The 26,563-nt window shown below is 69.3% G+C and carries 23 protein-coding genes and 2 pseudogenes; 14 read left to right on the top strand and 11 right to left on the bottom strand.

What is annotated here, in order from left to right; genetic code table 11:
• Positions 1-88: 88 nt before the first annotated feature.
• On the bottom strand, positions 89-934 hold the full coding sequence (locus ACWEKS_RS25765) for an alpha/beta hydrolase (RefSeq protein ID WP_452342443.1): 846 nt from the start codon (positions 932-934) through the stop codon (positions 89-91).
• Between the two features lie 132 nt (positions 935-1,066).
• Positions 1,067-1,207: pseudogene (locus ACWEKS_RS25760) on the bottom strand (MFS transporter); the annotation flags it as partial.
• 177 nt (positions 1,208-1,384) lie between these two features.
• Between ACWEKS_RS25760 and ACWEKS_RS25755 the strand changes: the two are divergent.
• Positions 1,385-2,326, top strand: a complete 942-nt coding sequence (locus ACWEKS_RS25755) for an acyl-ACP desaturase (RefSeq protein WP_452342442.1) — start codon at positions 1,385-1,387, stop codon at positions 2,324-2,326.
• A 55-nt stretch (positions 2,327-2,381) separates the two neighbouring features.
• Here the strand turns inward: ACWEKS_RS25755 and ACWEKS_RS25750 are convergent, their stop codons facing one another.
• From ACWEKS_RS25750 to ACWEKS_RS25740, 3 genes are read right to left on the bottom strand one after another with little or no spacing between them, the layout of a single operon-like run.
• Positions 2,382-3,221 (bottom strand): carbohydrate ABC transporter permease, encoded by an 840-nt coding sequence (locus ACWEKS_RS25750; protein ID WP_452342441.1) that lies wholly within the window; start codon positions 3,219-3,221, stop codon positions 2,382-2,384.
• On the bottom strand, positions 3,218-4,108 hold the full coding sequence (locus ACWEKS_RS25745; protein ID WP_452342440.1) for a carbohydrate ABC transporter permease: 891 nt from the start codon (positions 4,106-4,108) through the stop codon (positions 3,218-3,220). The genes ACWEKS_RS25750 and ACWEKS_RS25745 overlap by 4 nt, the downstream gene beginning before the upstream one ends.
• A complete protein-coding gene (locus ACWEKS_RS25740) occupies positions 4,105-5,403 on the bottom strand; it encodes an ABC transporter substrate-binding protein (protein ID WP_452342456.1) in 1,299 nt (432 codons plus the stop codon). Before ACWEKS_RS25740 ends, ACWEKS_RS25745 begins: the two co-directional genes overlap by 4 nt.
• A 325-nt stretch (positions 5,404-5,728) precedes the next feature.
• Here ACWEKS_RS25740 and ACWEKS_RS25735 point away from each other — a divergent pair, with 325 nt between their 5' ends.
• The 5 genes from ACWEKS_RS25735 to ACWEKS_RS25715 all read left to right on the top strand — a co-directional run bounded on the left by ACWEKS_RS25735 (position 5,729) and on the right by ACWEKS_RS25715 (position 10,732).
• A complete protein-coding gene (locus tag ACWEKS_RS25735; protein WP_452342439.1) occupies positions 5,729-8,056 on the top strand; it encodes a carbon starvation CstA family protein in 2,328 nt (775 codons plus the stop codon).
• Positions 8,057-8,063: 7 nt separating this feature from the next.
• Complete coding sequence (locus tag ACWEKS_RS25730; protein WP_379380002.1) at positions 8,064-8,303, top strand: YbdD/YjiX family protein; 240 nt, start codon at positions 8,064-8,066, stop codon at positions 8,301-8,303.
• A 67-nt stretch (positions 8,304-8,370) separates the two neighbouring features.
• Positions 8,371-9,870, top strand: a complete 1,500-nt coding sequence (locus ACWEKS_RS25725; protein ID WP_452342438.1) for an Ada metal-binding domain-containing protein — start codon at positions 8,371-8,373, stop codon at positions 9,868-9,870.
• Entirely contained in the window at positions 9,870-10,388 is a 519-nt protein-coding gene (locus ACWEKS_RS25720; RefSeq protein ID WP_452342437.1) for a methylated-DNA--[protein]-cysteine S-methyltransferase, read from the top strand. The genes ACWEKS_RS25725 and ACWEKS_RS25720 overlap by 1 nt, the downstream gene beginning before the upstream one ends.
• A 71-nt stretch (positions 10,389-10,459) precedes the next feature.
• Complete coding sequence (locus tag ACWEKS_RS25715) at positions 10,460-10,732, top strand: DUF2277 domain-containing protein (protein ID WP_452342436.1); 273 nt, start codon at positions 10,460-10,462, stop codon at positions 10,730-10,732.
• 39 nt (positions 10,733-10,771) lie between these two features.
• On the opposite strand, the gene sigJ is transcribed toward ACWEKS_RS25715, so the two are convergent.
• On the bottom strand, positions 10,772-11,662 hold the full coding sequence (gene sigJ, locus ACWEKS_RS25710; protein WP_452342435.1) for an RNA polymerase sigma factor SigJ: 891 nt from the start codon (positions 11,660-11,662) through the stop codon (positions 10,772-10,774).
• Positions 11,663-11,796: 134 nt separating this feature from the next.
• Between sigJ and ACWEKS_RS25705 the strand changes: the two genes are divergently transcribed.
• Together ACWEKS_RS25705 and ACWEKS_RS25700 are read left to right on the top strand one after the other, a co-directional pair.
• Positions 11,797-12,381 carry an NADPH-dependent FMN reductase gene (locus tag ACWEKS_RS25705; protein WP_452342434.1) on the top strand — a complete coding sequence of 195 codons (585 nt, stop codon included), beginning with the start codon at positions 11,797-11,799 and terminating at the stop codon, positions 12,379-12,381.
• Positions 12,382-12,391: 10 nt separating this feature from the next.
• Entirely contained in the window at positions 12,392-12,859 is a 468-nt protein-coding gene (locus tag ACWEKS_RS25700) for a YybH family protein (RefSeq protein WP_452342433.1), read from the top strand.
• A 54-nt stretch (positions 12,860-12,913) separates the two neighbouring features.
• Here the strand turns inward: ACWEKS_RS25700 and ACWEKS_RS25695 are convergent, their stop codons facing one another.
• Both ACWEKS_RS25695 and ACWEKS_RS25690 read right to left on the bottom strand, forming a co-directional pair.
• Positions 12,914-16,153 carry an AAA family ATPase gene (locus ACWEKS_RS25695; RefSeq protein ID WP_452342432.1) on the bottom strand — a complete coding sequence of 1,080 codons (3,240 nt, stop codon included), beginning with the start codon at positions 16,151-16,153 and terminating at the stop codon, positions 12,914-12,916.
• Between the two features lie 559 nt (positions 16,154-16,712).
• Positions 16,713-17,849: pseudogene (locus ACWEKS_RS25690) on the bottom strand (exonuclease SbcCD subunit D); the annotation flags it as partial.
• A gap of 285 nt (positions 17,850-18,134) precedes the next feature.
• Here ACWEKS_RS25690 and ACWEKS_RS25685 point away from each other — a divergent pair.
• Positions 18,135-19,277, top strand: a complete 1,143-nt coding sequence (locus tag ACWEKS_RS25685; protein ID WP_452342431.1) for a DNA recombination protein RmuC — start codon at positions 18,135-18,137, stop codon at positions 19,275-19,277.
• Positions 19,278-19,537: 260 nt separating this feature from the next.
• Positions 19,538-20,722, top strand: a complete 1,185-nt coding sequence (locus tag ACWEKS_RS25680) for a DUF6542 domain-containing protein (protein ID WP_452342430.1) — start codon at positions 19,538-19,540, stop codon at positions 20,720-20,722.
• 137 nt (positions 20,723-20,859) lie between these two features.
• Here ACWEKS_RS25680 and ACWEKS_RS25675 read toward each other — a convergent pair whose 3' ends face one another.
• Positions 20,860-21,876, bottom strand: coding sequence for a 4-hydroxy-3-methylbut-2-enyl diphosphate reductase (locus ACWEKS_RS25675; protein WP_364620656.1), 1,017 nt, complete (start codon positions 21,874-21,876; stop codon positions 20,860-20,862).
• A gap of 114 nt (positions 21,877-21,990) precedes the next feature.
• Here ACWEKS_RS25675 and ACWEKS_RS25670 point away from each other — a divergent pair, with 114 nt between their 5' ends.
• The 3 genes from ACWEKS_RS25670 to ACWEKS_RS25660 all read left to right on the top strand — a co-directional run bounded on the left by ACWEKS_RS25670 (position 21,991) and on the right by ACWEKS_RS25660 (position 24,396).
• A complete protein-coding gene (locus ACWEKS_RS25670; RefSeq protein WP_452342429.1) occupies positions 21,991-22,695 on the top strand; it encodes a lipid droplet-associated protein in 705 nt (234 codons plus the stop codon).
• Between the two features lie 250 nt (positions 22,696-22,945).
• Complete coding sequence (gene xseA / locus ACWEKS_RS25665) at positions 22,946-24,172, top strand: exodeoxyribonuclease VII large subunit (protein WP_452342455.1); 1,227 nt, start codon at positions 22,946-22,948, stop codon at positions 24,170-24,172.
• Positions 24,172-24,396, top strand: a complete 225-nt coding sequence (locus tag ACWEKS_RS25660; protein ID WP_354833459.1) for an exodeoxyribonuclease VII small subunit — start codon at positions 24,172-24,174, stop codon at positions 24,394-24,396. Before xseA ends, ACWEKS_RS25660 begins: the two co-directional genes overlap by 1 nt.
• 3 nt (positions 24,397-24,399) lie before the next feature.
• Here ACWEKS_RS25660 and ACWEKS_RS25655 read toward each other — a convergent pair whose 3' ends face one another.
• Positions 24,400-24,744 carry a nuclear transport factor 2 family protein gene (locus ACWEKS_RS25655; protein WP_452342428.1) on the bottom strand — a complete coding sequence of 115 codons (345 nt, stop codon included), beginning with the start codon at positions 24,742-24,744 and terminating at the stop codon, positions 24,400-24,402.
• Between the two features lie 49 nt (positions 24,745-24,793).
• A complete protein-coding gene (locus ACWEKS_RS25650; RefSeq protein WP_452342427.1) occupies positions 24,794-25,375 on the bottom strand; it encodes a DUF4245 domain-containing protein in 582 nt (193 codons plus the stop codon).
• A gap of 128 nt (positions 25,376-25,503) precedes the next feature.
• On the opposite strand from ACWEKS_RS25650, the gene glpX reads away from it, so the two are divergent.
• On the top strand, positions 25,504-26,535 hold the full coding sequence (gene glpX / locus ACWEKS_RS25645; protein WP_354833453.1) for a class II fructose-bisphosphatase: 1,032 nt from the start codon (positions 25,504-25,506) through the stop codon (positions 26,533-26,535).
• Positions 26,536-26,563 lie beyond the last annotated feature (28 nt).

The raw sequence follows: 26,563 nt of genomic DNA, 5'->3' as shown, positions 1-26,563 counted from the left end.
ACCCGGCTCTCTGAGCCGAGTCGTCAGCCTCGGTAGATCCGCCGCGGCCCGGCACGGACGAAACCAGTTGGCGGCCTTGATCGTCGGTTCAGACGAGCTGATCGAGGATGGCCGCCAGCTCGCGAGCCCGGAACATGACACCGGCATGCCCGGCCTCGAGGCTGTGCACATCGAAGGGATTGTCCGGGGTGAGGCGGTCGGCGTCGTCGATCATTTTCGCGGCCAGCGCCGCGGAGATGACATTGTCCCGGGTGAGACGTATGTAGCTGTGGGGAATTCGTCCCCAGGTGTGGGCCTCGACCCGGGCGTCGGCGAAATTGGTTTGGGCCCCGTCCTCGGGCTGCATTCCGAAGTTGAGTACCAGGAGCATCTGCTCGAGCGTGGCCTCGGGCATATTGGTCACCCGGAAATCCTCGAGCGCTTCGGGATCGGCCGAACGCAGATTGAATCGGATGAGGCCGCGGGATACCGGCTCCATTCCCAGAAAGAGCGAATGGTCCGGATTCGGGATCGGGACGTCCTTCAAGGCTTCGGGAGTCTGGCTCAGCGCCATGGCGCTGGGCGCGTCCGGGGTGGACGGGCAGAAGGCGGACAGGTAGACGATGCGGTGAATGGCTTCGGGTATGGCATTGCCGACCAGACCGATCGTGATGCCGCCGAGGCTGTGGCCGACCAGGATCACCGGGCCGTGCCGCCGCACCTGCCGCACCGCGTCGATGACGTGGGTGACATTGTCCTGCACGGTGATTGCGGCCATCGGCGACGGCGCGGTGGTGAATGCGGCAATGTCCTGCGCCTGATACGACAGCGGTATCGAGGCGTCGAGCCCGTGGCCGGGCAGATCCACGGGCAGGCTGCGGTGTCCGAGTAATGCCAGTTCGCGCACCACAGGCGTCCAGAAGAAACTGTTGCTCGTCAAGCCGTGGACGAACACGAATGTCGGAGCGGTGGTGGATATTTCAGAGAATTGACCGTCAGGTTCGGGCACATTTCCCCCAGTGGTCGACAACGACGGATGCTGGGTTCTTTACCCACACCGGCGTGCCGTCAACCTTCCGCACCGAGGGAGGGCAGTTCGCGCCTTGCGGCCGATGCGGTCGCCCAGCGGACCCCACGCCATGCCGCCCGGCGGGCGCAGCACGAACGAGATCGCGAAGCCGAGCATGGTGCCGAGGGTGCCCAGCGAGCCCGGGAAGAAGACGGACGATCATGATCATCGTCACAAATGCGGCAAATCCGTCTCGGCGGTTCGACTGGTGGGGCCGGATACGCCCCAATCCCATCGCGTCCGTCTAGGGTATAGGCGCGGCGATGCCGCGCAGTCAGTGATGCATGAACAGCGGTATGTTCCGTGGTTTTTTCCACCGAATCCGAAAGGCGCTGTATGGCTAGGGACTTGACGCAAATCGAGCTACTGACGGAATTGGAGCCGGTTGTCGCGGCCAATATCGACCGGCATCTGTCCACGGCGAAGGACTGGTGCCCGCACGACTATGTGCCCTGGAGCGAGGGCCGCAACTTCGCGGCCATGGGTGGCGACGATTGGGAGCCCGAGCAGTCACGGCTCTCCCAGGTCGCCAGGGTCGCGATGATCACGAACCTGCTGACCGAGGACAACCTGCCTTCCTACCACCGGGTGATCGCTGAGAACTTCTCCCGGGACGGCGCGTGGGGCACCTGGGTCGGCCGCTGGACCGCCGAGGAGAACCGCCACGCGATCGCCATGCGGGACTACCTGGTGTGCACCCGCGCTGTCGACCCCGTCGCGCTGGAGAACGACCGGATGGTGCACCTGACCCGCGGCGTCCACGCACCGGATGGCTTCGGCGGCGTCCTCGATCAGGTCGCCTACGTGACCTTCCAGGAGTTGGCCACCCGGGTCAGTCATCGCAGCACCGGACGGGTCTGCGACGACCCGATCGCCGATCGGATGCTGCAACGCATCGCGGCCGACGAGAACCTGCACATGATGTTCTATCGCAATATCACCGGTGCCGCCTTCGACGTCGCGCCCGACCAGGCGATGGAGTCGGTGACCAAGATCGTGATGACCTTCGCCATGCCCGGCACCGGCATGCCGAACTGGCGTCGCAACGGCGTCTTGATGGTCAAGCACGGGATCTACGATCTGCGCCAGCATCTGGACGAGGTCCTGTTGCCGGTCCTGCGCACCTGGAACGTCTTCAAGCGCAGCGATTTCACCGCGCGTGGCGAACGCAGTCGCGAAATACTCGACCAGTACCTCGAGAAACTCGGTCGTGACGTCATCCGGTTCGAAGAACAACGCGAACGCATCCTCAGCCGCGAAGCGGCCCGGGTCGGCTAGCCGGTAGGTCGGGCGTGCGCACGGCGCATGCCCGACCGGGTACCGGTCCTGCGTGTCAGCGGCCGCCCAGGCCGGAGAGGGCGACGCCGCGGACGAAGGCGCGCTGGGCGAGCGCATAGAGCAGCAGCAGTGGCAGCAGGATGACCGTGGCTGCGGCCATGAGCAGCGGCCAGTTGGTCGAATACTGCCCCTGGAGCCGGACGAGACCCAGGGTGGCGGTCGCGTAATCGTTGCGTTGAATCATGATCAGGGGCCAGAGAAAGTCGTTCCAGACGGTGATCCAGGTGAGGACCGCCAGCACCATGACCGCCGGTTTGGTGTGCGGCAACAGGACTCGCCAATAGGTCTGCCACGGGGTGCAGCCGTCGAGAATGGCCGCCTCCTCCAATTCGATGGGGAGGGTGCGGAAGAACTGGCGCATCAGGTACGTGCCGAAGGCGCTCCCGAAAAGACCGGGAACGATCATCGCCCAGGGGGTGTCCATCCAGCCGAAGGCCCGCATGAGCAGGAACTGCGGGATGACGGTGACGGTGAGCGGGACCATGAGGGTGGCCAGGTAGCCCACGAACAGCACCTCGCGGCCCGCGAAACGCAGGCGGGCGAAGGCGTATCCGGCCAGAGAGCAGAAGAAGACCTGGCCGGCGGTCACGCAGGCGGCGTAGACGACGGTGTTGAGCAGCATGCGGCCGAGCGGGATGGCGTCGAAAGCCTCCCGGTAATTGGACCATTGGGGGTGCGACGGCAGCGGCGCCGCGTCGGTCAGCTCACCGTCGGACTTCAGGGAGGCCGAAACGGACCACAGGATCGGGGTCAGCGCGCACCACGCCACCACGATCAGCGCCAGGTAGGTCAGCACTCCGGCGACCAAGCGCCGCACCACTCCGCCGCGGCTCAAAGCTCCGCCTCGGATCGGCGAGCCAGCCATTGCTGGATCAGGGTGAAGGCCAGCAGGATTGCGAAGATCACCCAGGCCAGGGCGCAGGCGTAGCCGACCTCGTAGAAGCGGAAGGCGTTCTGGAACAGCATGATTCCCAGGACGTAGGTGCCGGTCTCGGGGCCGCCGTTGCTACCGGTCAGGGCATAGGCCTGGTCGAAGGCCTGAACCGAGTTGATGACCGTGATGACCAGGACGAAGGACAGGGCGCCGCGGATCAGCGGGATGGTGATCGAGCGGAAACGACGCCAGGCGCTCGCGCCGTCGATTTTCGCTGCCTCGTACAGGTTTTCGGGGACGCCCTGCATGGCCGCGAGCAGGATGACGGTGGCGAAGGGCACCGATTTCCACACCGTCACCAGGCTCAGCGAGACCATGGCCCACTGCGGATCGGTCAGCCACGGCACCGGGCCGAGGCCGAGCCGGCCCAGCAGAATATTGGCGAGTCCGTCATCGCTGGCGAAGATGAAGCGGAACACCACCGCCATGGCGACGGTCGATGCCACCAGCGGCAGGAACGCCACGGTCCGGAACACCCCGACACCGTGCAGTTTTCGATTCAGCAGTCCTGCGACGGCGAGGCTGACCGCCACCGTCGGCACCAGCGTCAGGATCGTGAACACGGCCGTATTCCGCAGGGCGATATAGAACAGCGGGTCCTGGGAGAACAGCCGCCGATAGTTCGCCACACCCACGAATCGCGGCGGGCTGAACAGATCCCAGGAGTGGAAGCTCAGATACAGCGAAAACCCCAGCGGGAAGAGCATGAACACCAGGATGGCGGCCAGATTCGGTGCCACGAACAGCCTTCCGGCGCGCGCCCGCCGCCGCTCCAGCCCACCCCTCATACCGCCGCCCGCAGTAGCTGATCGATATCGGCGCTGGTCTGCCCGCCCAGCGAGTCCGCTGTCGCCGCCCCCCGCAGCACTCGATTGCAGCCGCGCTCGAGCAGCGCCTCCACCTTGCCCCACACGGGCGTCACGGCCAGCGGACGCGAATTCTCCGGCCCCTCGGTGAAGACCTCGAGATTGCGCAGCGCCGGGTGGGCCGCGGCGAATCCCGGTGACTGCATGGCCGATCGCAGGACCGGCACGAACAGACCAGACTCCGCGATGATGGCCTGCCCCTCGGGCCCGGTCGCGAACTTCACGAATTCCCAGGCCTGTTCACGCCGCGGACTGCTCGCCGCGATGGCCAGTCCGGTGCTGCCGATATCGGTGATCGCGCCCGGACCCCCGTCCGGCCCGACCGGCAGCACCGTGACGTCGAAGTCGAGGTCGTCGTGCCCGGTGAACTCCGAGTACAGCCAGTGCCCGCCCATGAGCATGGCGGCCCGCCCGCTGCGGAACAGATCCTGCGCCGAAACCGATTGCCGGTCACCGACACTGGGCGCGACCCGGTGCCGCACGGCCAGGTCGGCATAGAACTGGAACCCGGCGGCGAACCGCGGATCACCGAGATTGGTGCTGGTGGGCCGGACCGGCGGACTGAACCATTCGACGCCGTTGTTCATACCGAAGCAGGCCGCCGAGAAGTAGGGCACCCAGGCGTCCACGAATCCCCACTGCCCGGTGCGCCCGTCGGCGTCGCGGTGGGTGAGCGCCCGCGCGGCCGCCAGGAACTCCGCGAAGGTCCAGGCCTCGGACCAGCGGGCGGGCGGGCGAATCCCGGCTTCGGCGAACAGCTTCCGGTTGTAGTAGAGAAACACTCCCGACCACTGCTCCGGCAACGCGTACTGCCCGCCGTCCCAGACGAAGGTGTCGCGCAGTGTCGCGTACCCGTCGGCGCGCAGCCGGGCGGCGTAATCCGGCTCCCGGTCCAGGAATTCGCGCAGATCCACCAGCACGCCCCGATCGGCGAGCCCGGCATAGAGCAGCTCCCACGCCATCAGCACGTCCGGGCATTTACCCCCCGCGCAGTAGGTGAGCATCTGCTGCAGGGGATCGGGCCCGGACATGATGGTGCGGATCCTGATATCCGGTCGCCGCCGGTGGAATTCGTCGATGATGCGAAGCCGCGCCCGGGCCTCCTCGGGCCGCGCCTGGAAGAAGAAGGTGACCGCGTCGTCGTTCCCGCCCGCGCAGCCGCCCGCGGCCAGCAGCGCTGCCAGCGCGGCCGAGCGCAGCAGGCTACGCCGATCCATTCCGCCGGGCCAGGCCGCCCATTCGCTCGCCAAAGATATATCTCCGTGAACTAAACGAACTAAAGGACCACAGTGACGCAGATCTCGAACCAGCATGGCAGCATACGGGGAGCAACCTGCGACGTGCGGCAAACACGCGAAATCGCGGGAACCAGACTGGCCCGCACCACCCCCGCGCGCCGTTCCTAGCGTCCGCCGGGCCACCCGCACCTGGCGGTACGACAGCAGGTGAACAGCCGGTCGAAGCCGGTTCACTCGCACGTCGGTTGGGCTACGTTGTGACCATTTCAGTTAGAAGCCGCAGTACCGCAGGGAGAGTTGTCGCATGGCGACCATCGAATACCTCCGGACGGATCCCGACCTACCTCCGGTGGGTGTCGTGGACCGGACGCCCATGACGCCCGCGAAGAAGGGCATCTTTCTCGTCATCGCCGTGATCGGCGCAATCGCCTGGGCCATCCTCGCTTTCATGCGCGGCGAGAACGTGAACGCGGTGTGGATCGTCATCGCCGCCCTCTGCACTTACGTACTCGCGTACCAGTTCTACGCCCGGCTCATCGAATACCGGATCACCAAGCCGCGCGATGACGTCGCCACTCCCGCCGAGGAGATGGAGAACGGCAAGGACTACATGCCGATGGACCGCCGGGTCCTGTTCGGCCACCACTTCGCCGCCATCGCGGGCGCCGGCCCGCTGGTCGGCCCGGTGCTGGCCGCGCAGATGGGCTATCTGCCCGGCACCATCTGGATCATTGTCGGCGTGGTGCTGGCCGGTGCGGTGCAGGACTACCTGGTGCTGTGGGCCTCGGTGAAGCGCCGCGGCCGGTCGCTGGGCCAGATGGCGCGCGACGAGCTCGGCGTGGTCGGCGGTGTCGCGGCCATCATCGCGGTGCTGGTGATCATGATGATCCTGCTCGCGGTACTGGGCATCGTCGTGGTGAATGCCCTTGCCGCGACCAAGAATCCGACCACCGGCGCGCTCGAGGGCGGCAGCCCGTGGGGTGTGTTCTCCATTTCGATGACCATCCCGATCGCCCTGTTCATGGGCCTGTACCTGCGCTTCTTCCGGCCCGGCAAGGTCGGCGAGGTGTCGCTGTTCGGCTTCGTGCTGCTGCTGGCGGCGATTCTGCTCGGCAATCCGGTGTCCCAATCCGGTTGGGGCCGCGACCTGTTCACGCTGTCCGGTACCACCATCGCCTGGATGCTGATCATCTACGGCTTCATCGCCTCGGTCCTGCCGGTGTGGCTGCTGCTGGCTCCGCGCGACTACCTGTCCACCTTCATGAAGATCGGCACCATCGGCCTGCTCGCCATCGGCGTGCTGGTCACCATGCCGGTGCTGCAGGCCCCCGCGGTCTCCCAGTTCGCGTCCAACAGCAACGGTCCGTCCTTCGCGGGCAGCCTGTTCCCGTTCCTGTTCATCACCATCGCCTGTGGCGCGCTGTCCGGCTTCCACTCGCTGGTGTCCTCGGGCACCACGCCGAAGCTGCTGGAGAAGCAGTCGCAGGCGCGCATGATCGGCTACGGCGGCATGCTGATGGAGTCGTTCGTGGCGGTCATGGCGATCATCGCGGCGTCGATCCTGGATCAGCACCTGTACTTCGCCATCAACAGCCCCGGCCTCACCTCCGCGCAGGCCGCGGCCGACAGCGTGAACAAGCTCGGTGTGGGCGGCAGCCCGATCGACGCGAAGTACCTGAACGACATGGCGCAGAGCGTCGGTGAGTCCCGGGTCTACTCGCGCACCGGTGGCGCGCCCACCCTCGCCATCGGCATGACCGAGGTGATGCACAAGTTCATCGGCGGTACCTCGCTCAAGGCGTTCTGGTACCACTTCGCCATCATGTTCGAGGCGCTGTTCATCCTCACCACCATCGACGCGGGCACCCGCGTCGCGCGGTTCATGCTCTCGGATTCGCTGGGCAACCTGGGCGGCGCGGCCAAGAAGTTCCGGGATCCGTCGTGGTGGCCGGGCGTGTTCGTCTGCTCCGGCGTGGTCGTGGCCGCGTGGGGTTCGGTGCTGCTGATGGGCGTCACCGACCCGCTGGGCGGCATCAACACCCTGTACCCGCTGTTCGGCATCTCCAACCAGCTGCTGGCGGCGATCGCGCTGACGGTGGTGCTGGTGATCGTGGTCAAGAAGGGCCTCGTGAAATGGGCCTGGATTCCGGCGCTTCCGCTGGTCTGGGACCTGATCGTCACCATGACGGCCTCGTTCCAGAAGATCTTCTCGGGTGACCCGAAGATCGGCTACTGGACGCTGCACCACAACACCATCGACAAGCAGAACGCCTACATCGCCGCACGCGATTCGGGGCAGCTGCCGAAGGGCGTCAAGGACGCCGCCGCGCTGAATCAGCAGATCCACGATATGGACAAGATCATCCGCAACACCTTCGTCCAGGGCACGCTCTCCATCGTGTTCGCGGTGATGGTGCTGATCGTGGCGCTGGTCGGCGTGTGGGTCTGCCTGCGCGCCATCCGCAAGGGCGGCAGTGAGACCACCGAGTCGCCGGAGGTGCCGTCGAAGATCTTCGGCCCCAGCGGTTTCCTCGCCACCAAGGCGGACAAGGAGGTCCAGCAGGAATGGGACACCCTGATCGCCGAGGGCAAGATCCGCGCGCCCGGCGCGGCCACGGTCGCCAGTCATTGACGCGCCGATGAGTACCCCCGAAGCCCCGCTCGCCGCAGGTCCGCTGCGGCGGGCGGGGCTCGCCCTCGTCCGGGCTGTGAAAGCCGTTGCCTGGTGGTTCAACTCGATCCTCGGCGGCAACGACTACGCCCGCTACGTCGATCACCTGCGGCTGCAGCACCCGGGATGCGAGATTCCCAGCGAGCGCCAGTATTGGCGCGATCGCCATGCGGCCGCCGCCAAGAACCCCGCAAATCGCTGCTGTTGACACGAGTGGCGGTTTTCCGCCAACATCCATGTCCGATACCCGCTAGCAGAGGTCGGCCGGGACTGACATGGTGGTATGCGTGAGTGCGAACGACTTGGATTTCGAGCGTTGCTACCGCGCCGTGGCAACCCGGGACGCCCGGTTCGACGGGCAGTTCGTGACCGCGGTGCGCACCACCGGAATCTATTGCCGCCCTTCCTGCCCGGCCATCACCCCCAAACGCACCAACGTCACCTTCCTGCCCACCGCGGCCGCCGCACAGCAGCACGGCTTCCGCGCCTGCCGCCGGTGCCTGCCCGACGCCGCGCCCGGGTCGCCCCTCTGGAACACCCGCGCGGACCTGGCCTCCCGCGCCATGCGCCTGATCAGCGACGGCGTCATCGAACGCGGCGGCGTGCCCGCCCTCGCCGACGCCCTCGGCTACTCCCAGCGCCAGCTCACCCGGGTACTCACCAGCGAGCTCGGCGCCGGACCACTGGCCCTGGCGCGCGCCCACCGCGCGCACACCGCCCGGCTGCTGATCCAGACCACCCGGCTGCCCATGTCGGACATCGCGTTCGCGGCCGGATTCGCCAGCATCCGGCAGTTCAACGACACCGTGCGCGAGGTGTTCGCGGTCAGCCCGACCACGCTGCGCGAGGAATCCCGGCGCCGCAACGGCGACACGCTGCCGGCCACCAACGGGCTGCTCACCCTGCGACTCCCCTATCGCGAACCATTGGACAAGTCGTGGCTGGAATGGTTCCTGTCCGCCCACACCGTCCCGGGCGTGGAGCTGTGGGAGAACGGCGTCTACAGCCGCAGCCTGCGAACACCGCACGGCCACACCACCATTCGGCTGTCCATCCTGCCCGGTCACGTGCGGGCCTCACTGGCGCTGCAGGACATGCGCGACCTCGCGCCGACCGTCGCCCGCATCCGGCACCTCCTGGATCTGGACGCCGATCCCATCGGGATCGACGAGGCCATGGCCGCCGGCCTGGCGGGAAGCCCACCGCGCCCGGGCTTTCCGGACGCCGTGCTGCCCGCCGGCATCCGGGTCCCCGGCTGCCTGGACGGCCCGGAACTGTTGCTGCGCACCATGATCGGGCAGCAGATCTCGGTGGCCGCGGCCAATACCCACACCGCGCGGCTGGTACAGGGCCTGGGCGAGACCATCGCCGGGCCGATCCCGCACCTGTTCCCCACCGCCGAGGCCATCGCCGAACGCGGCTCCGAGGTACTGACCGGGCCGAGCCGGCGCACGGAGGCCATCGTCGGCGCGGCCAAGGCACTGGCCACCGGCGACCTGGTGCTGCACTCCGGCCGTACCGCCGGTGAACTGCGCCGCGACCTGCTGGCCCTGGACGGGGTCGGCCCCTGGACCGCGGACTACGTCACCATGCGCCTGCTCGCCAATCCGGATGTGCTCCTGCACTCCGACCTGATCGTGCGCCGCGGCGCGGGACTGCTCGGCATCGACCTCGCCGACACCGCCCGCTGGTCGCCGTGGCGGTCCTACCTCACCATGCACCTGTGGAAACACGCCCTCGCCCACCCCGCCGAGGCCAACCGGAGGAACCCGTAGTGAGCTCCGAAACCACCATCGACACAGCCGATTACGCCACCGTCGCGACACCCGCCGGTCCGTTCACCGCCATCGTGGACGCCGACGGGGTGGTCCTCGCCTCCGGCTGGACCGCCGACCCTGAGGAACTGCGGGCGCTGATCCACCCCGGCATCCGGCCCGCCGCGCTGCGCGGACGGGACGCCCTCGGCGCGGTCACGCGGGCAGTCACCGAGTACCACGCCGGTGACCTCACGGCCATCGACGACATCGCCGTACGCCAGGTCTCCGGGCCGTTCCTCACCCACGCCTGGGAGATCCTGCGCAAGGTGCCGGCCGGAGCTCCCGTCACCTACACCGACTTCGCGGCCATCGCCGGGCGGCCCGCCGCCACCCGCGCGGCGGCCAATGCCTGCGCCCGCAATGCCGCCGCGCTCTTCGTGCCCTGCCACCGGGTGATCCGCACCGACGGCAGCCTCGGCGGCTTCCGCTACGGTCTGCCGATCAAGCGCTGGCTGCTCGACCACGAGTCGGCCTGAGGGCGCTCGCCCACAGGTCCGCGCCCGAGCGTGCCCGGGCCGCGTCGGTGCCCGGGCGTACCGTGGCAGCCATGTGCCGCAACATTCACACCCTGCACAACTTCGAGCCGCCGGCCACCCCGGACGAGGTGCACGCGGCCGCCCTGCAGTACGTCCGCAAGATCAGCGGAAGCACCAAACCGTCCCAGACCAACCAGGACGCCTTCGATCTGGCGGTGGAAGAGATCGCCGCGGCGACCACCCGGCTGCTGAACGGCCTGACCACCACCGCCCCGCCCAAGGACCGCGAGGTCGAGGCCGCCAAGGCCCGCGCCCGCGCTGAAGTGCGCTTCGCGGGCCGATAACCGAATCGGCCGGAACAGCGTGCGGATGCGCTGTTCAGTTCAGCCGGCCGTCCAGGGCCGCAGTTTCTCCGGGTTCCGGATCACCCAGATACGGGTGATCCGGCCGTCTGCGATATCGAACGCGTAGACCGAGACGACGGTGCCGTCGAGCTGCGCGACCAGGCCGGGCTGGCCGTTCACCGTCCGCTCCAGCAGGGTTACCGCGGGGCCGCGGGCGGCGATTTCCATCCAGGCGTGGGCGACCTGCTCACCGCCGTTGATCGGGTCGTGGAAGGATAGCGCCAGGCCGCCGCCGTCCGCCGTGGCGATCACCTGCGGATCGAGCAGGCCGATCAGGGCCTCGATATCCTTTGTCTCCCAAGCCCGTTTGAAGTCCCGGACCACCTCGGTGCGCACGGCGCCCGACGGGCTCCGCGAGGTATCGATGCGGCGGCGGGCACTGGAGGCGAGCTGGCGGCAGGCCGCGGGCGTGCGCCCGACGATGCCGGCGACCTCGGCGAAGGAATAGCGGAAGACGTCGTGCAGGATGAACGACACCCGCTCCGCCGGTGTCATGGAATCCAGCACGACGAGGAAGGCCATGCTGATCGACTCGTCGAGGGTGACCCGGTCGGCGGGATCGACGGGGGCGGGACCGTCGAGCCATTCGGATCGGTCGGGGACCGGCTCCGGAATCCATTCGCCCACATAGCGTTCCCGCCTGGCGCGCGCCGAGCCGAGCAGATCGAGGCAGATCCGGCCGGCGACCGTCGTCAACCACGCGCCGGGCGTCGCCACCTCCCGCCGCTGCCGCTCGGACAGTGCGTACCAGCGAACGTAGGTCTCCTGCACCACATCCTCGGCCTCGGACAGGGAGCCGAGCAGCCGGTAGGCGAGATTGATCAGCTGACGGCGTTCATCGATCACCCCGGGCAAATGCGGGTCGGTCATGTGCGGCTCCTTCGGTCTGTGCGTACCCACCGAATTCGACGAATCAGCGACCCCATTTGTGAGGCGGCCTGACATTCCGGACAGCTGTGTCGTCGGAGGGTCATGACGTTCTCAGCAGAGCAGGAGTTCCGGAAATGATCAGAATCGGCATCATCCTCGGCAGTACCCGGCCCAACCGCAAAGGCCCGCAGGTCGCCCAGTGGGTTCTGGACTCGGCAGCGCAGCGCGGCGACGCCGAGTTCGAACTGATCGACCTGCGCAACCACCCGCTCCCGCATCTCGACGAGCCTGTGCCGCCGATGTTCGGCCCGTCGATGCATGCACACACCCGCGCCTGGGCCGAACGGATCGCCCGATTCGACGGCTTCGTGATTGTCACCCCGGAGTACAACAGCGGCGCCCCCGGGGTACTGAAGAACGCCCTCGACCATCTGCTCTGGGAGTGGACCGACAAGGCAGTCGGATTCGTCTCCTACGGCACGGCCGGCGGTGCCCGCGCCGTGGTGCAGCTGCGGGTGGTCTGCAGCACGCTGGGCCTCGCCGATGTCGGCTATCAGGTCGCGATCTCGGTGCTCACCGATTTCGAGGACCACACCACCTTCACACCCCGCGACCATCATGCCGCCGCCCTGACCAAGACGCTGGATCAGCTCATCGCCTGGAGTGGTGCGCTCGCGCCGCTGCGAGCGGCCGGCGAAACCACTCTCGTCCATTCCTGAGGAGTCGATCATGACCACACCCAACGACTTTCGATCACGCGCCGACCGCATCGAGGCCGATGAAGTCGAGATTCGCCGGAACATCGACAAGGTGGTCGAAGGACTGCGAGCCAAGGACCTCGACGCCCTGAAACAGGTGTACACGCCCGACGTCGTGTCCTTCGATGTCGAGCCGCCGCTCCAGCATGTCGGGATCGCGGCGAAACTCGAGAACTGGTCGAAGGTCTTCCTGTTCTTCGAGACTGTGACCTATGAGGTACGCGATCTGACGTTCACCATCGGTGATGATGTGGCATTCGGGCACGCCTTCGCTCGTCTCAGCGGCACACTGAGGAACGGGGCCGCGACGAGCGGTATGTGGGTCCGGGTCACCTACGGCCTGCGGAAGATCGACGGCACCTGGTTGATCGCGCACGATCAGGTATCGGTGCCGTTCGACATCTCGAGCGGCAAAGGCGTGGTCGACCTGGAGCCCTGACGGGCCGGGGGTGTCGGGTGCCGTTGCCGTGCGGGCTTTCGCCCCGCCGAAAGCCTATGCGCCGACCGAGGTTTCGAGGCGGGAGCCGGTGCGGCCGCGAATGACGTGCAGGCGGCTGGGGATGCGCTGGCGCATTTCGTCCACATGGCTCACCACGCCGACCACCCGGCCCCCGGAACGGAGCTCGTCCAGGACGCCCATCACGGCGTCGAGGGTATCGGCGTCGAGGCTGCCGAAGCCCTCGTCGATGAAAAGGGTGTCCATGACCAGGCCGCCGGATTCGGCCGACACGACATCGGCCAGGCCGAGCGCCAGGGCGAGGGAGGCCATGAAGGTCTCGCCGCCGGAAAGGGTTTTGGCCGGACGGATCGCGCCGGTGTAGTCGTCGCGGATATCGAGGCCCAGGCCGCCGCGGCGGCCGCGCGGGCCCGCGGCATCGGTGTGGACGAATTCGTAACGGCCGCCGGACATCCGGCGCAGCCGCACCGAACCGGCCAGCGCCACCTCCTCCAGGCGGGCGGCCAGCACGTACGAGCGCAGGGACATGCGGCGGTTGTTCTCGCCACGGCCGGACACCACCTCGGCCAGGCGGGCCAGCTCGTCGTGGGAGCGCTGGAGCGGGGCGATGCGATCGACGGCCGCCGACAGCTGTGCGCACAGGCCCTCCAGCTGCGCCAGCCGCCGATCCGCCTCGGCATTCGCGGCGACGGCCCGGTTCAGCTCCGATTCCGCCTGCGCCACCGCGGTTTCCAGCTCGCGCGGATCGCCGGGTTTGTCCTCCCCGGCCGACTGGATCTCGGGTTCGGCGAGCACGGCCTCGGCGTGCGCGCGAGCCCGGTCGGCGGCCACCAGCTCGTCCTCGATGGCCGTCTGCTGCGCGACGGTGCGGGAGGCGGCGTCGACCGCGCGGGCGTACTCGCCCAGCACGCCGTAGTCCGGCCCCGACTCCCCCATCACCGGCGGCGCGGAATCCACCAGACCCGCGTCGTAGGAAAGCCTTTCGACCCGGACGGCAGCCACCGCCACCTGCTCACGGGCAGTGGCCGCCTCGACACGTGCGGACCGCACCGCGGTGGCCTCCTCGACCAGCGCCGCCAGGCGAGCCCGGCGGCGGTCGACGGTGCCGTCGGCGCCGGCGGCCGCACGCAGCCGCTCGGTGAGTTCGGCCAGCCGCCGATCGGTGGCAACGATCCGCTCCGTCGTTGCGCTGGAACGGCTTTCACATTCCCGCGCCTCGTCCTGCAACCGGATCTGATCCGCGCGCAGTGTCCCGAGTTCGGCGGTCAGCCCGTCCACGAGACCCGCGATGCCCTTGGCCGCGGTGTACCGCCGGGTCGAATCGTCCAGTGCGACGGCCAGTTCCGCCTTGTCCACATCACCGCCCCGTTCGACCAGCACCTCGACCGCCCGCTCCAGCTCGGCGACCAGTTGCCCGGCCCGCTCCCGCTCGGCCTCGGCCTTCCGCTCCGCGGCCAGCGCCGCGTCCTCGTCGGCCTTGGACACCGCATGCGCAGCCGGCCGCGCCGGATCCGGATGCGCGAGCGACCCGCACACCGCGCACGGCTCGCCCGCAGCCAGGCCCTCCGCCAGCTCCGCCGCCATCCCGGCCATGCGCTGCTCCCGCAGTGCCTGCGTACGCTGCCACGCCTCGGCGTGCCCGGTCCGCGCCCGCTCGAAAGCAGTTCCCGCCCGGGCCAGTTCACCGCGCCGCCGCTCCAACTCCACCGCGGCCGCAGCCGACGTGCGCAACCGCTGGCACTCGGCCTCCAGTCCGGGCAATGCGGCCGCCGCATCCGCGGCGTCCCGCAATCGGACCTCCACCGCCGCAACGGCATCCGGCAGCTCCCGCAGCCGCTGGGCCAGCTTGCCGGACCGGGCTTCCAGATCGGCCTGCTCGGTCCGCAACCCGGCCAGCTCCCGCGTCAGCCGGGTCGCCGAATCCGCATCCGCCCGAACCTCATCGAGCGCGCCCACCTGTGCGCTCCACCGCCGCACAGCCGCCTCGAGCCCCCCGGCGCCGCCCTCGAGCATCGCCGGTCCGGCATCCTCGACACCGTTGTTGTCGTGCGCCCGGTCACCAGCGTCGGCGTCGGCGGCGTCGAACGGGCTGGGGGCAGTGAGATCTCCAGCGTGACCTGCGTGGGCGTCGATGTCGTCGAGGTCGGCGGCGAGGTCGGTGCCGGTCAGTTCCGCCGCGGCGAGATCGGCTGCGGCCCAGGCGGTTCCGGGGAGCTCGACGCTGGCAGGTTCGAGGAGGCGGTCGGCGAGTCGCTCGGCCGCGCGGGTGGCGTCGTCGGTGCGGCGGCGCAGGGTGACGGCGGCGGCGCGGGCCTCGGCCAGGGCGGTGGCGACGGGTTCGGCGCGGCGGGCCCGGTCGAGTTCGGACTGACGCGCGGCGCGGTGGTCGGCGGCGGCGGCGAAGTCGGCCAGCTGGGTGCGAGCCGCCGTACGGCGTCGGAAGAGCTCATGGCGGCGGCGCTCCGCCTCGGCGGCGGCGCGGACACCGGCCGAATCCTGCCGGCGCTGCCGCAGATCGGCGGCCGTCTCGCTCACCAGGGTGCGGGCGGCCGCCAGCAGGGACTGCGACCAGCCGACCGACTCGAGCAGCCCGGCCGTCTCGGTGGCGGGCAGGCCCGCGGCCGTACCGACCTGGGCGATGAGACGGTCGATGCTGTGCTTGCGGGCATCCAGATCGGCGGAGCTCGCGCGGCGCTTGTCGACCAGCCACTGCTCGGCGGTGCCGAAACGCTCGGTGTCGAAGAGCTTTTCGAGCAGCTTCTCGCGATCCTCGTTGTCGGCACGCAGGAATCGCGCGAAATCACCCTGCGGCAGCAGCACGACCTGGAAGAACTGATCGGCGCTCATGCCCAGCAGCCGAAGCACCTCGTCGCCGATATCGGGTATGCGGGACAGGTTCTGGCCGCGCCCGTCCAGCCACTCCAGCGTGGCGGCCGCGTTCTCCTTCACCCAGCCCGACTTGGCGCGCTTGCTCAGCCGCTGGAATTCCGCCGACCGGTTCAGGCGCAGCCGCCGGCCACCGACCGTGGCCTCCAGCAGCACCCGGGGCGGCGTCTGCTCGTCGGCGTGGTCCGAATGCAGCCGCTTGATATCGCCACGCGCCCCCGGCACGCTCCCGTACAGCGCGAACGCGATGGCGTCCAGCACCGTGGTCTTCCCCGCCCCCGTCTGCCCGTGCAGCAGGAACAACCCGTCCGCACCGAGCTGGTCGAAGTCGACCACGGCCGTCTCGGCGAACGGCCCGAACGCCGTCAGCTCCAACCGATGCAGCCGCACGCAGCGCCCCCTTCCCTCAACGCCACTCCCCATCCAACTACCCGGCACCCACCGCCCACCGCGGGACACGCCGAAACACTCAGCGCCCCAACGCTCATGCGGTCATCCCACCGGCCACATCGCCCGATTCGCCCGGCTCCAACCCGAAGTCACCCAGATCGAACAGCCCGAGCGCCGCATCGGCCTCCGCCGCATCCACCCCACGCACCGACCCATCGAACCCGGCCGCACTCACCACCCGCGCCGCGACCTCGGCCCCGCCGCCTCCCACCGATGCATGTCCGGCGGCTGCACCCGACGCATCGGCATCATCGGGCACGGCGAACAACGCGCCCTCCGCGGCCACGACAGCCTCCGCCGGCACGGCAGTCGTCAGTACGCCGCCTTCGGTACTACCGGCCGCCTCGACAGAGACGGCAACCGCCGCGGCCGCGGCCCCTTCGACAGATACGGCGGCCGGATCGCCCATTGCAGCACCGACAGGCACGACATCCCCGGCGGCGACAGCGGCCGGAGCAACGGGTGCGGCGGTCTCGGCCGGAGCGGGAAAGCGGAGGGGGGCGTCGGTTTCGCGGGTGGCGGCGGCGAGGGCGCGCTCGAGCCAGGTCATTTCGCCGGGGGTGGGGGTGCCGCGGACGTCGGCGAGGAAGCTCTGGGCTATCTCGGTGTCGCGGCGGCCGTGCACGCGTTCGCGGTAGCGGAGTTCCGGGTTGCCTTCGGGACGTTGCCATTCCACGTGGACGGCGTGCGGGAAACGCTCGCGGAGGCGGCGCAGCGCGTCCACGGGACGCGCCTCGTCGGTGAGGGTGGCCGAGACATAGTGCGATTCGGCTTCGGCGTGCTCCGGCGCTTCCAGAAGGGATTCCAGGGGCCCGGTGAGTTGCGAGAGGCCGCGCACCACCGGGAGTTCGTGGCGCTGGACGGCGGACAGCCCCGCGGCGTCGATGTCCACGATCCAGACCGCCTTGCGGTGCGAGCGCTCGCCGAACGAATACGGCAGCGGCGAACCCGAATAGCGGACGGACTCCGACAGCGTCTGCGGCGAGTGCAGGTGGCCGAGCGCCACGTAGTCGATCCCGGCGAAGGCCGACAGCGGCACGGTCTCCACGCCCCCGACCGAAATGGACCGCTCCGACCCGGTGGCCTCGCCGCCCACCACGAAGGCATGCGCCAGCACCACCGACCGCGCCCCCGCCCGCCCGGCGAGATCGGCGCGCACCAGGCTCATGGCCGCGTCGAGGATCTCGGCGTGCGAACGCGCCTGCGGCACGCCCAATTCCACCCGGGTGATCTCCGGCTCCAGGTACGGAATGCCATAGAAGGCAATGTCGCCGAATTCATCGGACAGCACGATCGGCCGCGCCACGTCCGCGATCCGGCAGCGCAAATGCAATCCGCCCGCCGCCGCGAAACTACCGAGCGCACCGAGCCGAGTCGGCGAGTCGTGATTACCGGAGGTCGCGACAATGGTCGCCCCCGCCGCCCGAATTGCCTCGAATCCCCGATTGCACACCGCAATCGCATCCGCACTGGGAATGGAACGGTCGTACACATCCCCCGGCAGTACGACCACGTCCACCCCCTCGGCCGCCACCAATTCCGCGACGGCCCGCAGCGAACACTCCTGATCGGCCAGCAGATCGACGCCATGAAAGGTGCGCCCGATATGCCAGTCGGAGGTGTGCAGGATCCGCATGCCGCAAGACGCTATTAGATCCCCCCGACAACCCGCGCGACACCCTCGCGAGTCGCGTCGAACACGCCGCGCGTATGGCAGGGCGACAACTGATTTCGCAACGGTCGGGGAAACTCGCCGGGCACGCCCGGAATCGTGTCGGCACCCAACCGCCGGCACGGACGCCCAACGACCAACGGCTCCGAGCCGCTCACTGAAGTCCCGGAGAGGCGGAATTGTGTCCCGACGCGCCGCTGACGTTCCGGAGAGGCGGAATTGTCGGTGGTCTCCGGCACTATCTGCGCCATGACCGCACCGATGCTGTTCGCGCTGCTGCTGGTGTTCGTATCGGGGCTGGCCCTGGGCTGGCTCGGGCATGCCGCGCGCGCGGGACAGCGGGCGGCGGTGGCCGAGGCGCGGCTGGCGGCCACGCGGGACAACGAGCGGCTGTTGCGGCAATCACTCGGCGCGGCCAGCGAGGACGCGGCCCGGCGGCAGTCCCATGCCATCGGCGCGCTGGTCGATCCGCTGCGGGAGGCGGTCGGCAGCCTCGACCGCCACCTTCGCGAGGTCGAGCACAATCGCATCAACGCGTACTCCGGCCTGCGCGAACAGGTCGCGGGCATGCAGCGGATGTCACATCAGTTGTCCACGCAGACCGGTCAATTGGTGGCCGCGCTGCGCGCGCCCCAGGTGCGCGGCCGCTGGGGCGAGATCCAGCTCGAGCGTGTGGTCGAGCTGGCCGGCATGGCCCGGCACTGTGACTTCGACACCCAGGTCACCCGCCGCGGCGACACCGTGGTGCGCCCGGATCTGGTGGTGCGCCTGTCCGGCGGCCGCCAGATCGTGGTGGACGCCAAGGTGCCCTGCACCGCCTTCCTGGACGCCGCCGGTACCGAGGACCCGCGCGAGCGCGAGGGCCACCTGGCCCGCCACGCCCGGCATCTGCGCAACCATGTGGATCAGCTGGCGGCCAAGGAGTACTGGGCGGCCTTCGATCCCTCCCCCGAGTTCGTGGTCCTGTTCGTACCCGGCGATCCGTTCCTGGACGCGGCACTCACCACCGACTCCGGATTGCTCGAGTACGCCTTCGGTCGCAATGTGGTCCTGGCGACGCCCACCACACTCATGGCCCTGCTGCGCACGGTCGCGCTGGGCTGGCGGCAGGAGGCGCTGACGGCGGACATGGCGGTGATCCAGCAGCTGGGCCGGGAGCTCTACACCCGGCTCGGCACCACCGGCCGCCACCTGGACCGGCTGGGCGCGCAGCTGGGCAAGGCGGTCGACGCCTACAACCACACCGTGGCGTCGGTGGAGGCGCGGGTCATGGTGACCGCCCGAAAGCTGCACGACCTGGAGATCGCCGACGCGCCGGTCCCCGAAGTCCGCAGGGTCGAGAGCTGGCCGCGCGCAGTCGGCTTCGCAGATGCGATGGATCGCGAAGGATGAGGTTGGACACATGAGCACGCCATTCAGGGCTCGGTCTACAAGCGCGCAGAGGTTCGCGGCGCGTCTCGTTCTGGACTGCGCTCCGCCTCCCCGCGCTTGGAGCGGGGGAGCGCAGCGGAGGAGCGGAGGAGGGAAGAACGAGACTTTCAGCGCCGCGAACCCGCCCGGAGGGCAGCCGAGGGCAAATTAGACAGAGCTTCCGCATACCCGCGTGATGTCGCCTGCCTCGCGAAACACCGATATGCCTTAGTGTGCTTGACGTGGCAGTTACCCAACGCGAGCGAACCGAGGTGCCCCCGTCGCACCGTTCGATCCTGCCGTCGGTTCCCGGCGTCCCGGCCGGAGCCGCGGTGCTGATCGCTGTGACGTGCACGTTCATCGGTCTTCTGATCGACGCTCAGAGTGCGGGTAGCCGACCACAGGGCGACGAACTCACCGGTTCCTTCGCCTTGCTGTACATCGGCGGCTGTGTGGTGGCCGTGCTCGCGGTCCGCTACCGGGGACTGTTCACCACGCTCGTGCTGCCGCCGTTGCTGCTGTTCGTCGCGGTGCCGCTGGCCTACCAGTTCCTATTCGGGTCCTCCGGCAGTCTCAAGCTGAAGGACATCCTGCTGAATCTGGCCATCCCGCTGGTGAATCGGTTCCCCACCATGGCGCTGGCCACCGTGATCGTGCTGATCGTCGGCGCCGTCCGCATCGTGCTGCACCACCGCGAGACCAAGGCCGGCGCGACCGGCGAACCGCGCAGGACCCGGGCTCGTGCCACCCGCCCCGGCAGCGCCCGCGCCCAGCGCACCCGCTCCACCGCCTCCAAGGAACCCGCCAGACGCCGCTTCCGGCCCGGCGCGGACACCGCCGAAGAAGGCGACACCCCCGACACCGAGACCGCTCGTTCGTCCCGGCACGCGGGCGCCCGGGTCGCGGCCGGGCCGCCGCGGGTAAGCAACACCGGCCGGCCCGCCGGCGAGGGCCGCCGCCGGCGCGCCCAGGATCCGGATCAGGCCGCCGCCGAACGCACCCCGGCCGCCACCGAGGGCCGCCGCCGCGCCGCGGGCCCGAACCAGTCCGGCGCCGCTACCGCCGAGGGCCGCCGCCGGGCCCAGTACGCCGAGCAGCCGTCCCGCGCCGGCGAGCGCCGCGCGGCCCCTGGCGACCAGCCCCGCAGCGGTGAGCGCCGCGCCGCCCCGGCCGATCGCCCCCGCAACGGTGAGCGTCGCGCCACCCCGCCGGCGCCGGAGGCCGCCCAGGGCGAGGGCCGCCGCCGTGCGCAGAGCCCCGAGCAGGCCATGGGTCGCGGCGCCGAACGCCACGCCGCCCCCGAGCGCAATCCGGCCCCTGCCGCCGAGGGTGGCCGCCGCCGTCGCGCGCAGCCGGGTGAACTGCCGCCGCATCCGCGCCCGAATGTGCGCTACCGCGAACGTGATTCGGGTCGCATCGAACGCTGAATCCCCGGCGACATTCGAGCGACTCGCACCGTATATTTCCGGCAATCAGGAAATCGGGCACGAAAAAAGATCATCCGGATAGCAAATTCGCGCCCTCCACAACGAATGTGGAGGGCGCGAATGCGTTTCGGAACGAGTTACGCGCGCGCGGTGCGAAGTTCGCGCGGCAGCGAGAAGACCAGCGTCTCGTTGGCCGTCGTGACCGGAACCACCGCACCGAAACCGTGCTCGGCCAGCAATTCCAGCACGCCCTCCACGAGAATCTCCGGAACCGAGGCGCCGGAGGTGACACCGACCGTGCGAATACCCTCCAGCCAGGCGGGATCCACCTCGCGCGCATAGTCCACCAGCTGGGCGGCGCGGGCGCCGGCACTCAGCGCGACCTCCACCAGCCGGACCGAGTTGGACGAGTTCCGGGAGCCGACCACGATCACCAGATCGCATTCGGGGGCCATGGCCTTCACCGCGGTCTGGCGGTTGGAGGTGGCGTAGCAGATGTCGTCGCTCGGCGGATCCTGCAGCTTGGGGAACTTCTGGCGCAGGCGGTTGACCGTCTCCATGGTCTCGTCCACCGACAGCGTGGTCTGGGAGAGCCAGATCACCTTGTTCTCGTCGCGCACGGTGACCGAGTCGACGGCGTCGGGGCCGTCCACCAGCTGCACGTGGTCGGGCGCCTCACCGGCGGTGCCCTCGACCTCCTCGTGGCCCTCGTGGCCGATGAGCAGGATGTCGAAGTCGTCGCGGGCGAAGCGCTTGGCCTCCTGGTGCACCTTGGTGACCAGCGGGCAGGTGGCGTCGATGGTGTGCAGGTTGCGGCGGGCGGCGGACTCGTGGACGGCCGGGGACACGCCGTGTGCGGAGAACACCACGAGCGCGCCCTCCGGCACCTCCTCGGTCTGGTCGACGAAGATCACACCGCGCTCGCGCAGCGTTTCCACCACGTGCCGGTTGTGCACGATTTCCTTGCGGACATAGATGGGCGCGCCGTGCTTTTCGAGCGCCTTCTCCACCGTTTCGACCGCTCGGTCCACACCGGCGCAGTAGCCGCGCGGTTCGGCGAGCAGTACTCGCTTCTCTTGTGGGCCCCGTGGCGCGTCGGCATCACCCGCCGCGGACCCGACGATTCCGACGTTCAAAGGGATAGCCGAGGACATGCCCCACAGAATACGTGTGCGCTCCGGCGCGCATTCGCGCGGAGGTCAGGGTCACAATCACTTTTCGCGGCTTTTCACCTTTGCATCACACGGCGTTTCGGGCAGGCTAGGGGCATGTTCCGACCTCCGTTCCTGGCCCGGGTCGCCGCCGGGGCCGCCGTCTATGCTCTCGAGGAAACTCGTCGGCTACCGACGACCGCGATCAATTTCCCGATCACCGCGATCAGCCAGGTGCTGCAGACCACCATGCACCTCCAGCAGTTCGTGACCAGCCTCGCCCTCAAGGGCGACGCCGTTTTCGACCGTTTGCTCAACCAGCCTGAAGAACAGCCCGCCTGGGCCACCTTCGATGAGGACGAGGAAGACGAGCAAACTCCGAGCTTCGCCGCCGAATCGGTACGGCAGAGCCGTTTCGACCTCTTCACCGAGCCGGAACCGGCCGTCGCGGCGCCCGCTCCGGCCGTAGTGGAGCCGGTCGCGGCCCCTGAACCGGCCGCGGTCGAGACCGAGCCGGTCGCGGTCGACCCCGAACCGGTGCCCGCCGAATCGGCCGCGCAGGAGGCAGCCGATCCGGAGGTCACCGAGACCGCAGCGCCCGCAACGGCTTCCAACGGCCACCACAGCAGCGCCGTCGTCGAGCCCGAAGTGGCGATCCGCTTCGACTACTCCGCCATGACCATCGCCCAGCTGCGCGCCCGCCTGCGCCAGCTGACCGTCGACGACCTCGTGGCGCTGCTCGCCTACGAGCAGGAGACCCTCGACCGCGCCCCGTTCGTCACCATGCTGACCAACCGGATCGCGACCGTTCAGGCGAAGTGAACCCAACTCTTTCGGGGCCCGGCCCCGGAACTCCGGCACCGTCACATCGGCGGTCCTCGACCAGCGCCGGCCGCCCGGGCTACCACCCGGGCGGCCGGTGTTCGTATTCACCGGGATCCGCGGGGTCGGACAAGCGCGTGAATCCCGTGTCGGCGGGCGGTGTGCGCCGGGCGTCGGTGGGCACTGACAGAATCGTGCGGTGAGCACCGATACGACGCCGCGGCCGCCGAGCTCGTCCGCCGAGAACCCGATGCCGGTGCGGACCGTCGCGGTGAAGGTGGCGCAGTGGATCGACCGGCTGGGGGCGGTCTGGGTAGAGGGGCAGATCACCCAGATGAATGTGCGGCCGGGGACGCGGACGGCCTTTCTGGTGCTGCGGGATACGGCGGCGGACATGTCGCTGTCGGTGACCTGTGATCCGGAGCTGCTGCGTAATTCGGCGGTGCCGCTACAGGAGGGCAGCCGGGTCGTCGTGTACGGCAAGCTGTCGTTCTTCACCGGGCGGGGCACGGTGTCGTTGCGGGTCACCGAGATTCGGCCGGTGGGCATCGGCGAGCTGCTGGCCCGCATCGAACGCTTGAAGGCGCTGCTGTCGGCGGAGGGCCTGTTCGATCCTCGGCTCAAGCGCCCGATCCCGTTCCTGCCCAATCGGATCGGCCTGATCACCGGCCGCGCCAGCGCCGCCGAGCACGATGTGGTGACGGTGGCCACGCAGCGGTGGCCCGCGGTGCGTTTCGAGATTCGCAATACCGCCGTGCAGGGCCCGACCGCGGTGCCGCAGATCCTGGAGGCCATCGCCGCGCTCGACGCGAATCCCGAGGTGGATGTGATCGTGCTGGCGCGCGGCGGCGGCAGCGTCGAGGATCTGCTGCCGTTCTCCGATGAAACCCTGTGCCGCGCCATCGTTTCCGCCACCACTCCGATCGTGAGCGCCATCGGCCACGAGCCGGACAATCCGATCTCGGACTATGTCGCCGACCTGCGGGCCGCCACCCCCACCGACGCCGCCAAGCGCATCGTGCCCGACGCCGCCGCCGAAACCGCGCTGCTGCAGGAACTTCGGTCCCGCGCGAACGCGGCCCTGCGCGGCTGGGTGGACCGCGAGGCCCGCGCCCTGGCCCAATTGCGTTCCCGCCCGGTGCTGGCCGACCCGCTGCGGCTGCTCGATCAGCGCCACGACGAGGTGGAGCGGCTGCGCGCCGGCGCCCAGCGGGCCGTGGACCACCTGCTGAACGGCGAGTCCACCACCACCCGGCACCTGCGCGAAAAGCTCTCCGCGGTGGGCCCGGCCGCCACCCTGGCCCGCGGTTACGCCGTGGTGCAGCGGGTGAACGGCAAGGACCGCGAGGTGGTCCGCGCCATCGAGGACTCCCCGCCCGGCACGCAGCTCCGCATCCGGGTGGCCGACGGCGCGATCTCCGCCGCCGCCCTCGGCGCCCAATCCCTGGCTCCCCGCCCGACCCGGAAGGACTCCTGATGACCGACGACGAACGCGCCGAAATCGCCACCTTCGGCTACGAGCGCGCCCGCGACGAGCTGGTCAATGTCGTCAAGATGCTCGAGCAGGGCGGCATGGATCTCGACGACTCGCTGGCCCTGTGGGAACGCGGCGAAGCCCTCGCCACCCGCTGCGAACAGCACCTCGCCGGCGCCCGCAAGCGCGTCGAGGATGCCCTCGCCCACCGCACCGCCCAGGAGTGACCGCTAGGCAACGACCGTGCCCTGGTGAAAAACGATCTGCCAGTCCGCCCCGGCCCGCCGCCAGATAGTGGCCCGCCGGCTGACCCGCTCCGGCTGCCGCAATAGATAGGTCAGCAGGTACAGGTCGGGAGCCAGCTCCTGGCATCGGAACTCGCTGGTCTCCCAGATCTCCTCGGCCGGCGTCCGCTGCCGCTCGGCCAGTACCTCGAGCACGTAGTCGCGGTCGAAGCACCGCCCGGACGCGCCGATCTCCCAGAAGTCGGCGGCCACCATCGGCGCGAAATCGGTGCCCAGTTCGGGCCGATGGAAGATCGGTTCGCGGGCGCGCAGTTCGTCGAGGACGCTCATGCCGCTCATCGCAGCCGAAGACCGCGGTGGGGTCGAGCGATTTATCCGATCAGCTGCGCGGCAGCGGCTGCGCCTGGCCCATGGCGGTGGCGAGGGTATCGAAGGCGGTGGGATTGCCGGCGCCCTTGATGAGGACGCGGACATCGCCGAAGTCGCTGATCCACGCGGGCTCGGAGCCGGCCTCGGCGTAGACATTCCACATATGGTCGCCGTACCGCTGGGTGCCGGTGGCGGTCTTGGCGGGCGCGTACTTCTTGGCGATGGCGTCGACGGTCGCGTTCGACTGCGTCAACTGCATGTAGGTGCCCTGGGGGGTGATGAATCCGACTGTGCTGGTGTCACCGCCACCCGTCCCGGCGATGGTGTCGTGGCTGCCCGAGTTCGGAGTCCATTTGTCCGGATCCGTATCCGGCAGGGCCGGCAGGCGGATCGGGAAGGACAGGTGGCGCGCGTCGTCGGTGAGCGCTGCCTTCGCATCGAAGGCCGGGATCCGGCCCTGGGTCGGACCGCCGGTGGAGAACGAGCACTGGCTCGCGATCCCGGCGATGACCAGGCAGATGAGCACCAGCGGAGCGAGCGACCAGATCAGGTCCTTGTAGTCGTTCTGACTGCGCGGCTTTTGGTACGACACGCACTCAGTATCCACGGGGCCCGGGTGCGACCGAGCTCACGGTCTCGGGAAACGTAAGTACGTGCCGAGGGCCGTAAACCGCAATGCGACAATTTACGCAGCTTTAGACAACCAAGGAGGCTCTCGTCATGACCGCATCCAGCCGCCGCGAGGCACCGGACCGCAACCTAGCGCTCGAGTTGGTCCGGGTCACCGAGGCCGGCGCCATGGCCGCGGGCCGCTGGGTCGGCCGTGGTGACAAGGAGGGCGGCGACGGCGCGGCCGTGGACGCCATGCGGCAGCTGGTGGCGACGGTCTCCATGCGCGGCATCGTCGTGATCGGTGAGGGCGAGAAGGACGAAGCGCCCATGCTGTACAACGGCGAGCTGGTCGGCGACGGCACCGGCGCGGAACTGGATTTCGCGGTCGACCCGATCGACGGCACCACCCTGATGTCGAAGGGTTCCCCGGGCGCGATCTCCGTGCTGGCGGTCGCCGAGCGCGGCGCCATGTTCGACCCCTCGGCCGTGTTCTACATGGAGAAGATCGCCGTCGGCCCCGACGCCGCCGACGTGATCGACCTGTCGGCCCCGATCGCGGAGAACCTACGCCGGGTCGCCAAGGCCAAGAACTCCTCGGTCTCCGACCTGACCGTGTGCATCCTGGACCGCCCCCGCCACGCCGAGCACATGAAGGCCGTGCGCGACGCGGGCGCCCGCATCCGCCTCATCTCCGACGGTGACGTGGCCGGCGCCATCGCCTGTGCCCGTCCGGAGTCCGGCGTCGACATGCTGATCGGCATCGGCGGCACCCCCGAGGGCATCATCGCCGCGGCCGCCATGCGCTGCCTGGGCGGCGCGCTGCAGGCCAAGCTGGCCCCCAAGGACGACGCCGAGCGGCAGAAGGCCATCGACGCCGGCCACGACCTGGACCGCATCCTGAACACCACGGATCTGGTCTCCGGTGAGGACGTCTTCTTCAGCGCGACCGGCGTCACCGACGGCGATCTGCTCAAGGGCGTCCGCTACTACGGCGGCGGCGCGTACACCCAGTCCATCGTCATGCGCGCCAAGTCCGGCACCATCCGCATGGTTGACGCCTACCACCGGCTGACCAAGCTGCGCGAGTACGCGTCGGTGGACTTCGTCGGCGACGAGCACGCCACCCCGCCGCTCCCCTGATCCGAGCGAAACAGCTTGCCGCCCCGGT

The sequence above is a fragment of the Nocardia sp. NPDC004711 genome, from assembly GCF_053601595.1.
Note: the sequence above shows the minus strand (reverse complement) of the source record. Positions and strands in the feature narration are given on the sequence as shown.

What these genes read in the sequence shown, in the direction of transcription:
- ACWEKS_RS25755 (WP_452342442.1), top strand. Translation starts at nt 1,385, where the DNA reads ATGGCTAGGGACTTGACGCAAATCGAGCTACTGACGGAATTGGAGCCG.
- ACWEKS_RS25745 (WP_452342440.1), bottom strand. Translation starts at nt 4,108, where the DNA reads ATGAGGGGTGGGCTGGAGCGGCGGCGGGCGCGCGCCGGAAGGCTGTTC.
- ACWEKS_RS25740 (WP_452342456.1), bottom strand. Translation starts at nt 5,403, where the DNA reads ATGGATCGGCGTAGCCTGCTGCGCTCGGCCGCGCTGGCAGCGCTGCTG.
- ACWEKS_RS25735 (WP_452342439.1), top strand. Translation starts at nt 5,729, where the DNA reads ATGGCGACCATCGAATACCTCCGGACGGATCCCGACCTACCTCCGGTG.
- ACWEKS_RS25730 (WP_379380002.1), top strand. Translation starts at nt 8,064, where the DNA reads ATGAGTACCCCCGAAGCCCCGCTCGCCGCAGGTCCGCTGCGGCGGGCG.
- ACWEKS_RS25725 (WP_452342438.1), top strand. Translation starts at nt 8,371, where the DNA reads ATGGTGGTATGCGTGAGTGCGAACGACTTGGATTTCGAGCGTTGCTAC.
- ACWEKS_RS25715 (WP_452342436.1), top strand. Translation starts at nt 10,460, where the DNA reads ATGTGCCGCAACATTCACACCCTGCACAACTTCGAGCCGCCGGCCACC.
- sigJ (WP_452342435.1), bottom strand. Translation starts at nt 11,662, where the DNA reads ATGACCGACCCGCATTTGCCCGGGGTGATCGATGAACGCCGTCAGCTG.
- ACWEKS_RS25705 (WP_452342434.1), top strand. Translation starts at nt 11,797, where the DNA reads ATGATCAGAATCGGCATCATCCTCGGCAGTACCCGGCCCAACCGCAAA.
- ACWEKS_RS25700 (WP_452342433.1), top strand. Translation starts at nt 12,392, where the DNA reads ATGACCACACCCAACGACTTTCGATCACGCGCCGACCGCATCGAGGCC.
- ACWEKS_RS25685 (WP_452342431.1), top strand. Translation starts at nt 18,135, where the DNA reads ATGACCGCACCGATGCTGTTCGCGCTGCTGCTGGTGTTCGTATCGGGG.
- ACWEKS_RS25675 (WP_364620656.1), bottom strand. Translation starts at nt 21,876, where the DNA reads ATGTCCTCGGCTATCCCTTTGAACGTCGGAATCGTCGGGTCCGCGGCG.
- ACWEKS_RS25670 (WP_452342429.1), top strand. Translation starts at nt 21,991, where the DNA reads ATGTTCCGACCTCCGTTCCTGGCCCGGGTCGCCGCCGGGGCCGCCGTC.
- xseA (WP_452342455.1), top strand. Translation starts at nt 22,946, where the DNA reads ATGCCGGTGCGGACCGTCGCGGTGAAGGTGGCGCAGTGGATCGACCGG.
- ACWEKS_RS25660 (WP_354833459.1), top strand. Translation starts at nt 24,172, where the DNA reads ATGACCGACGACGAACGCGCCGAAATCGCCACCTTCGGCTACGAGCGC.
- ACWEKS_RS25655 (WP_452342428.1), bottom strand. Translation starts at nt 24,744, where the DNA reads ATGAGCGTCCTCGACGAACTGCGCGCCCGCGAACCGATCTTCCATCGG.
- glpX (WP_354833453.1), top strand. Translation starts at nt 25,504, where the DNA reads ATGACCGCATCCAGCCGCCGCGAGGCACCGGACCGCAACCTAGCGCTC.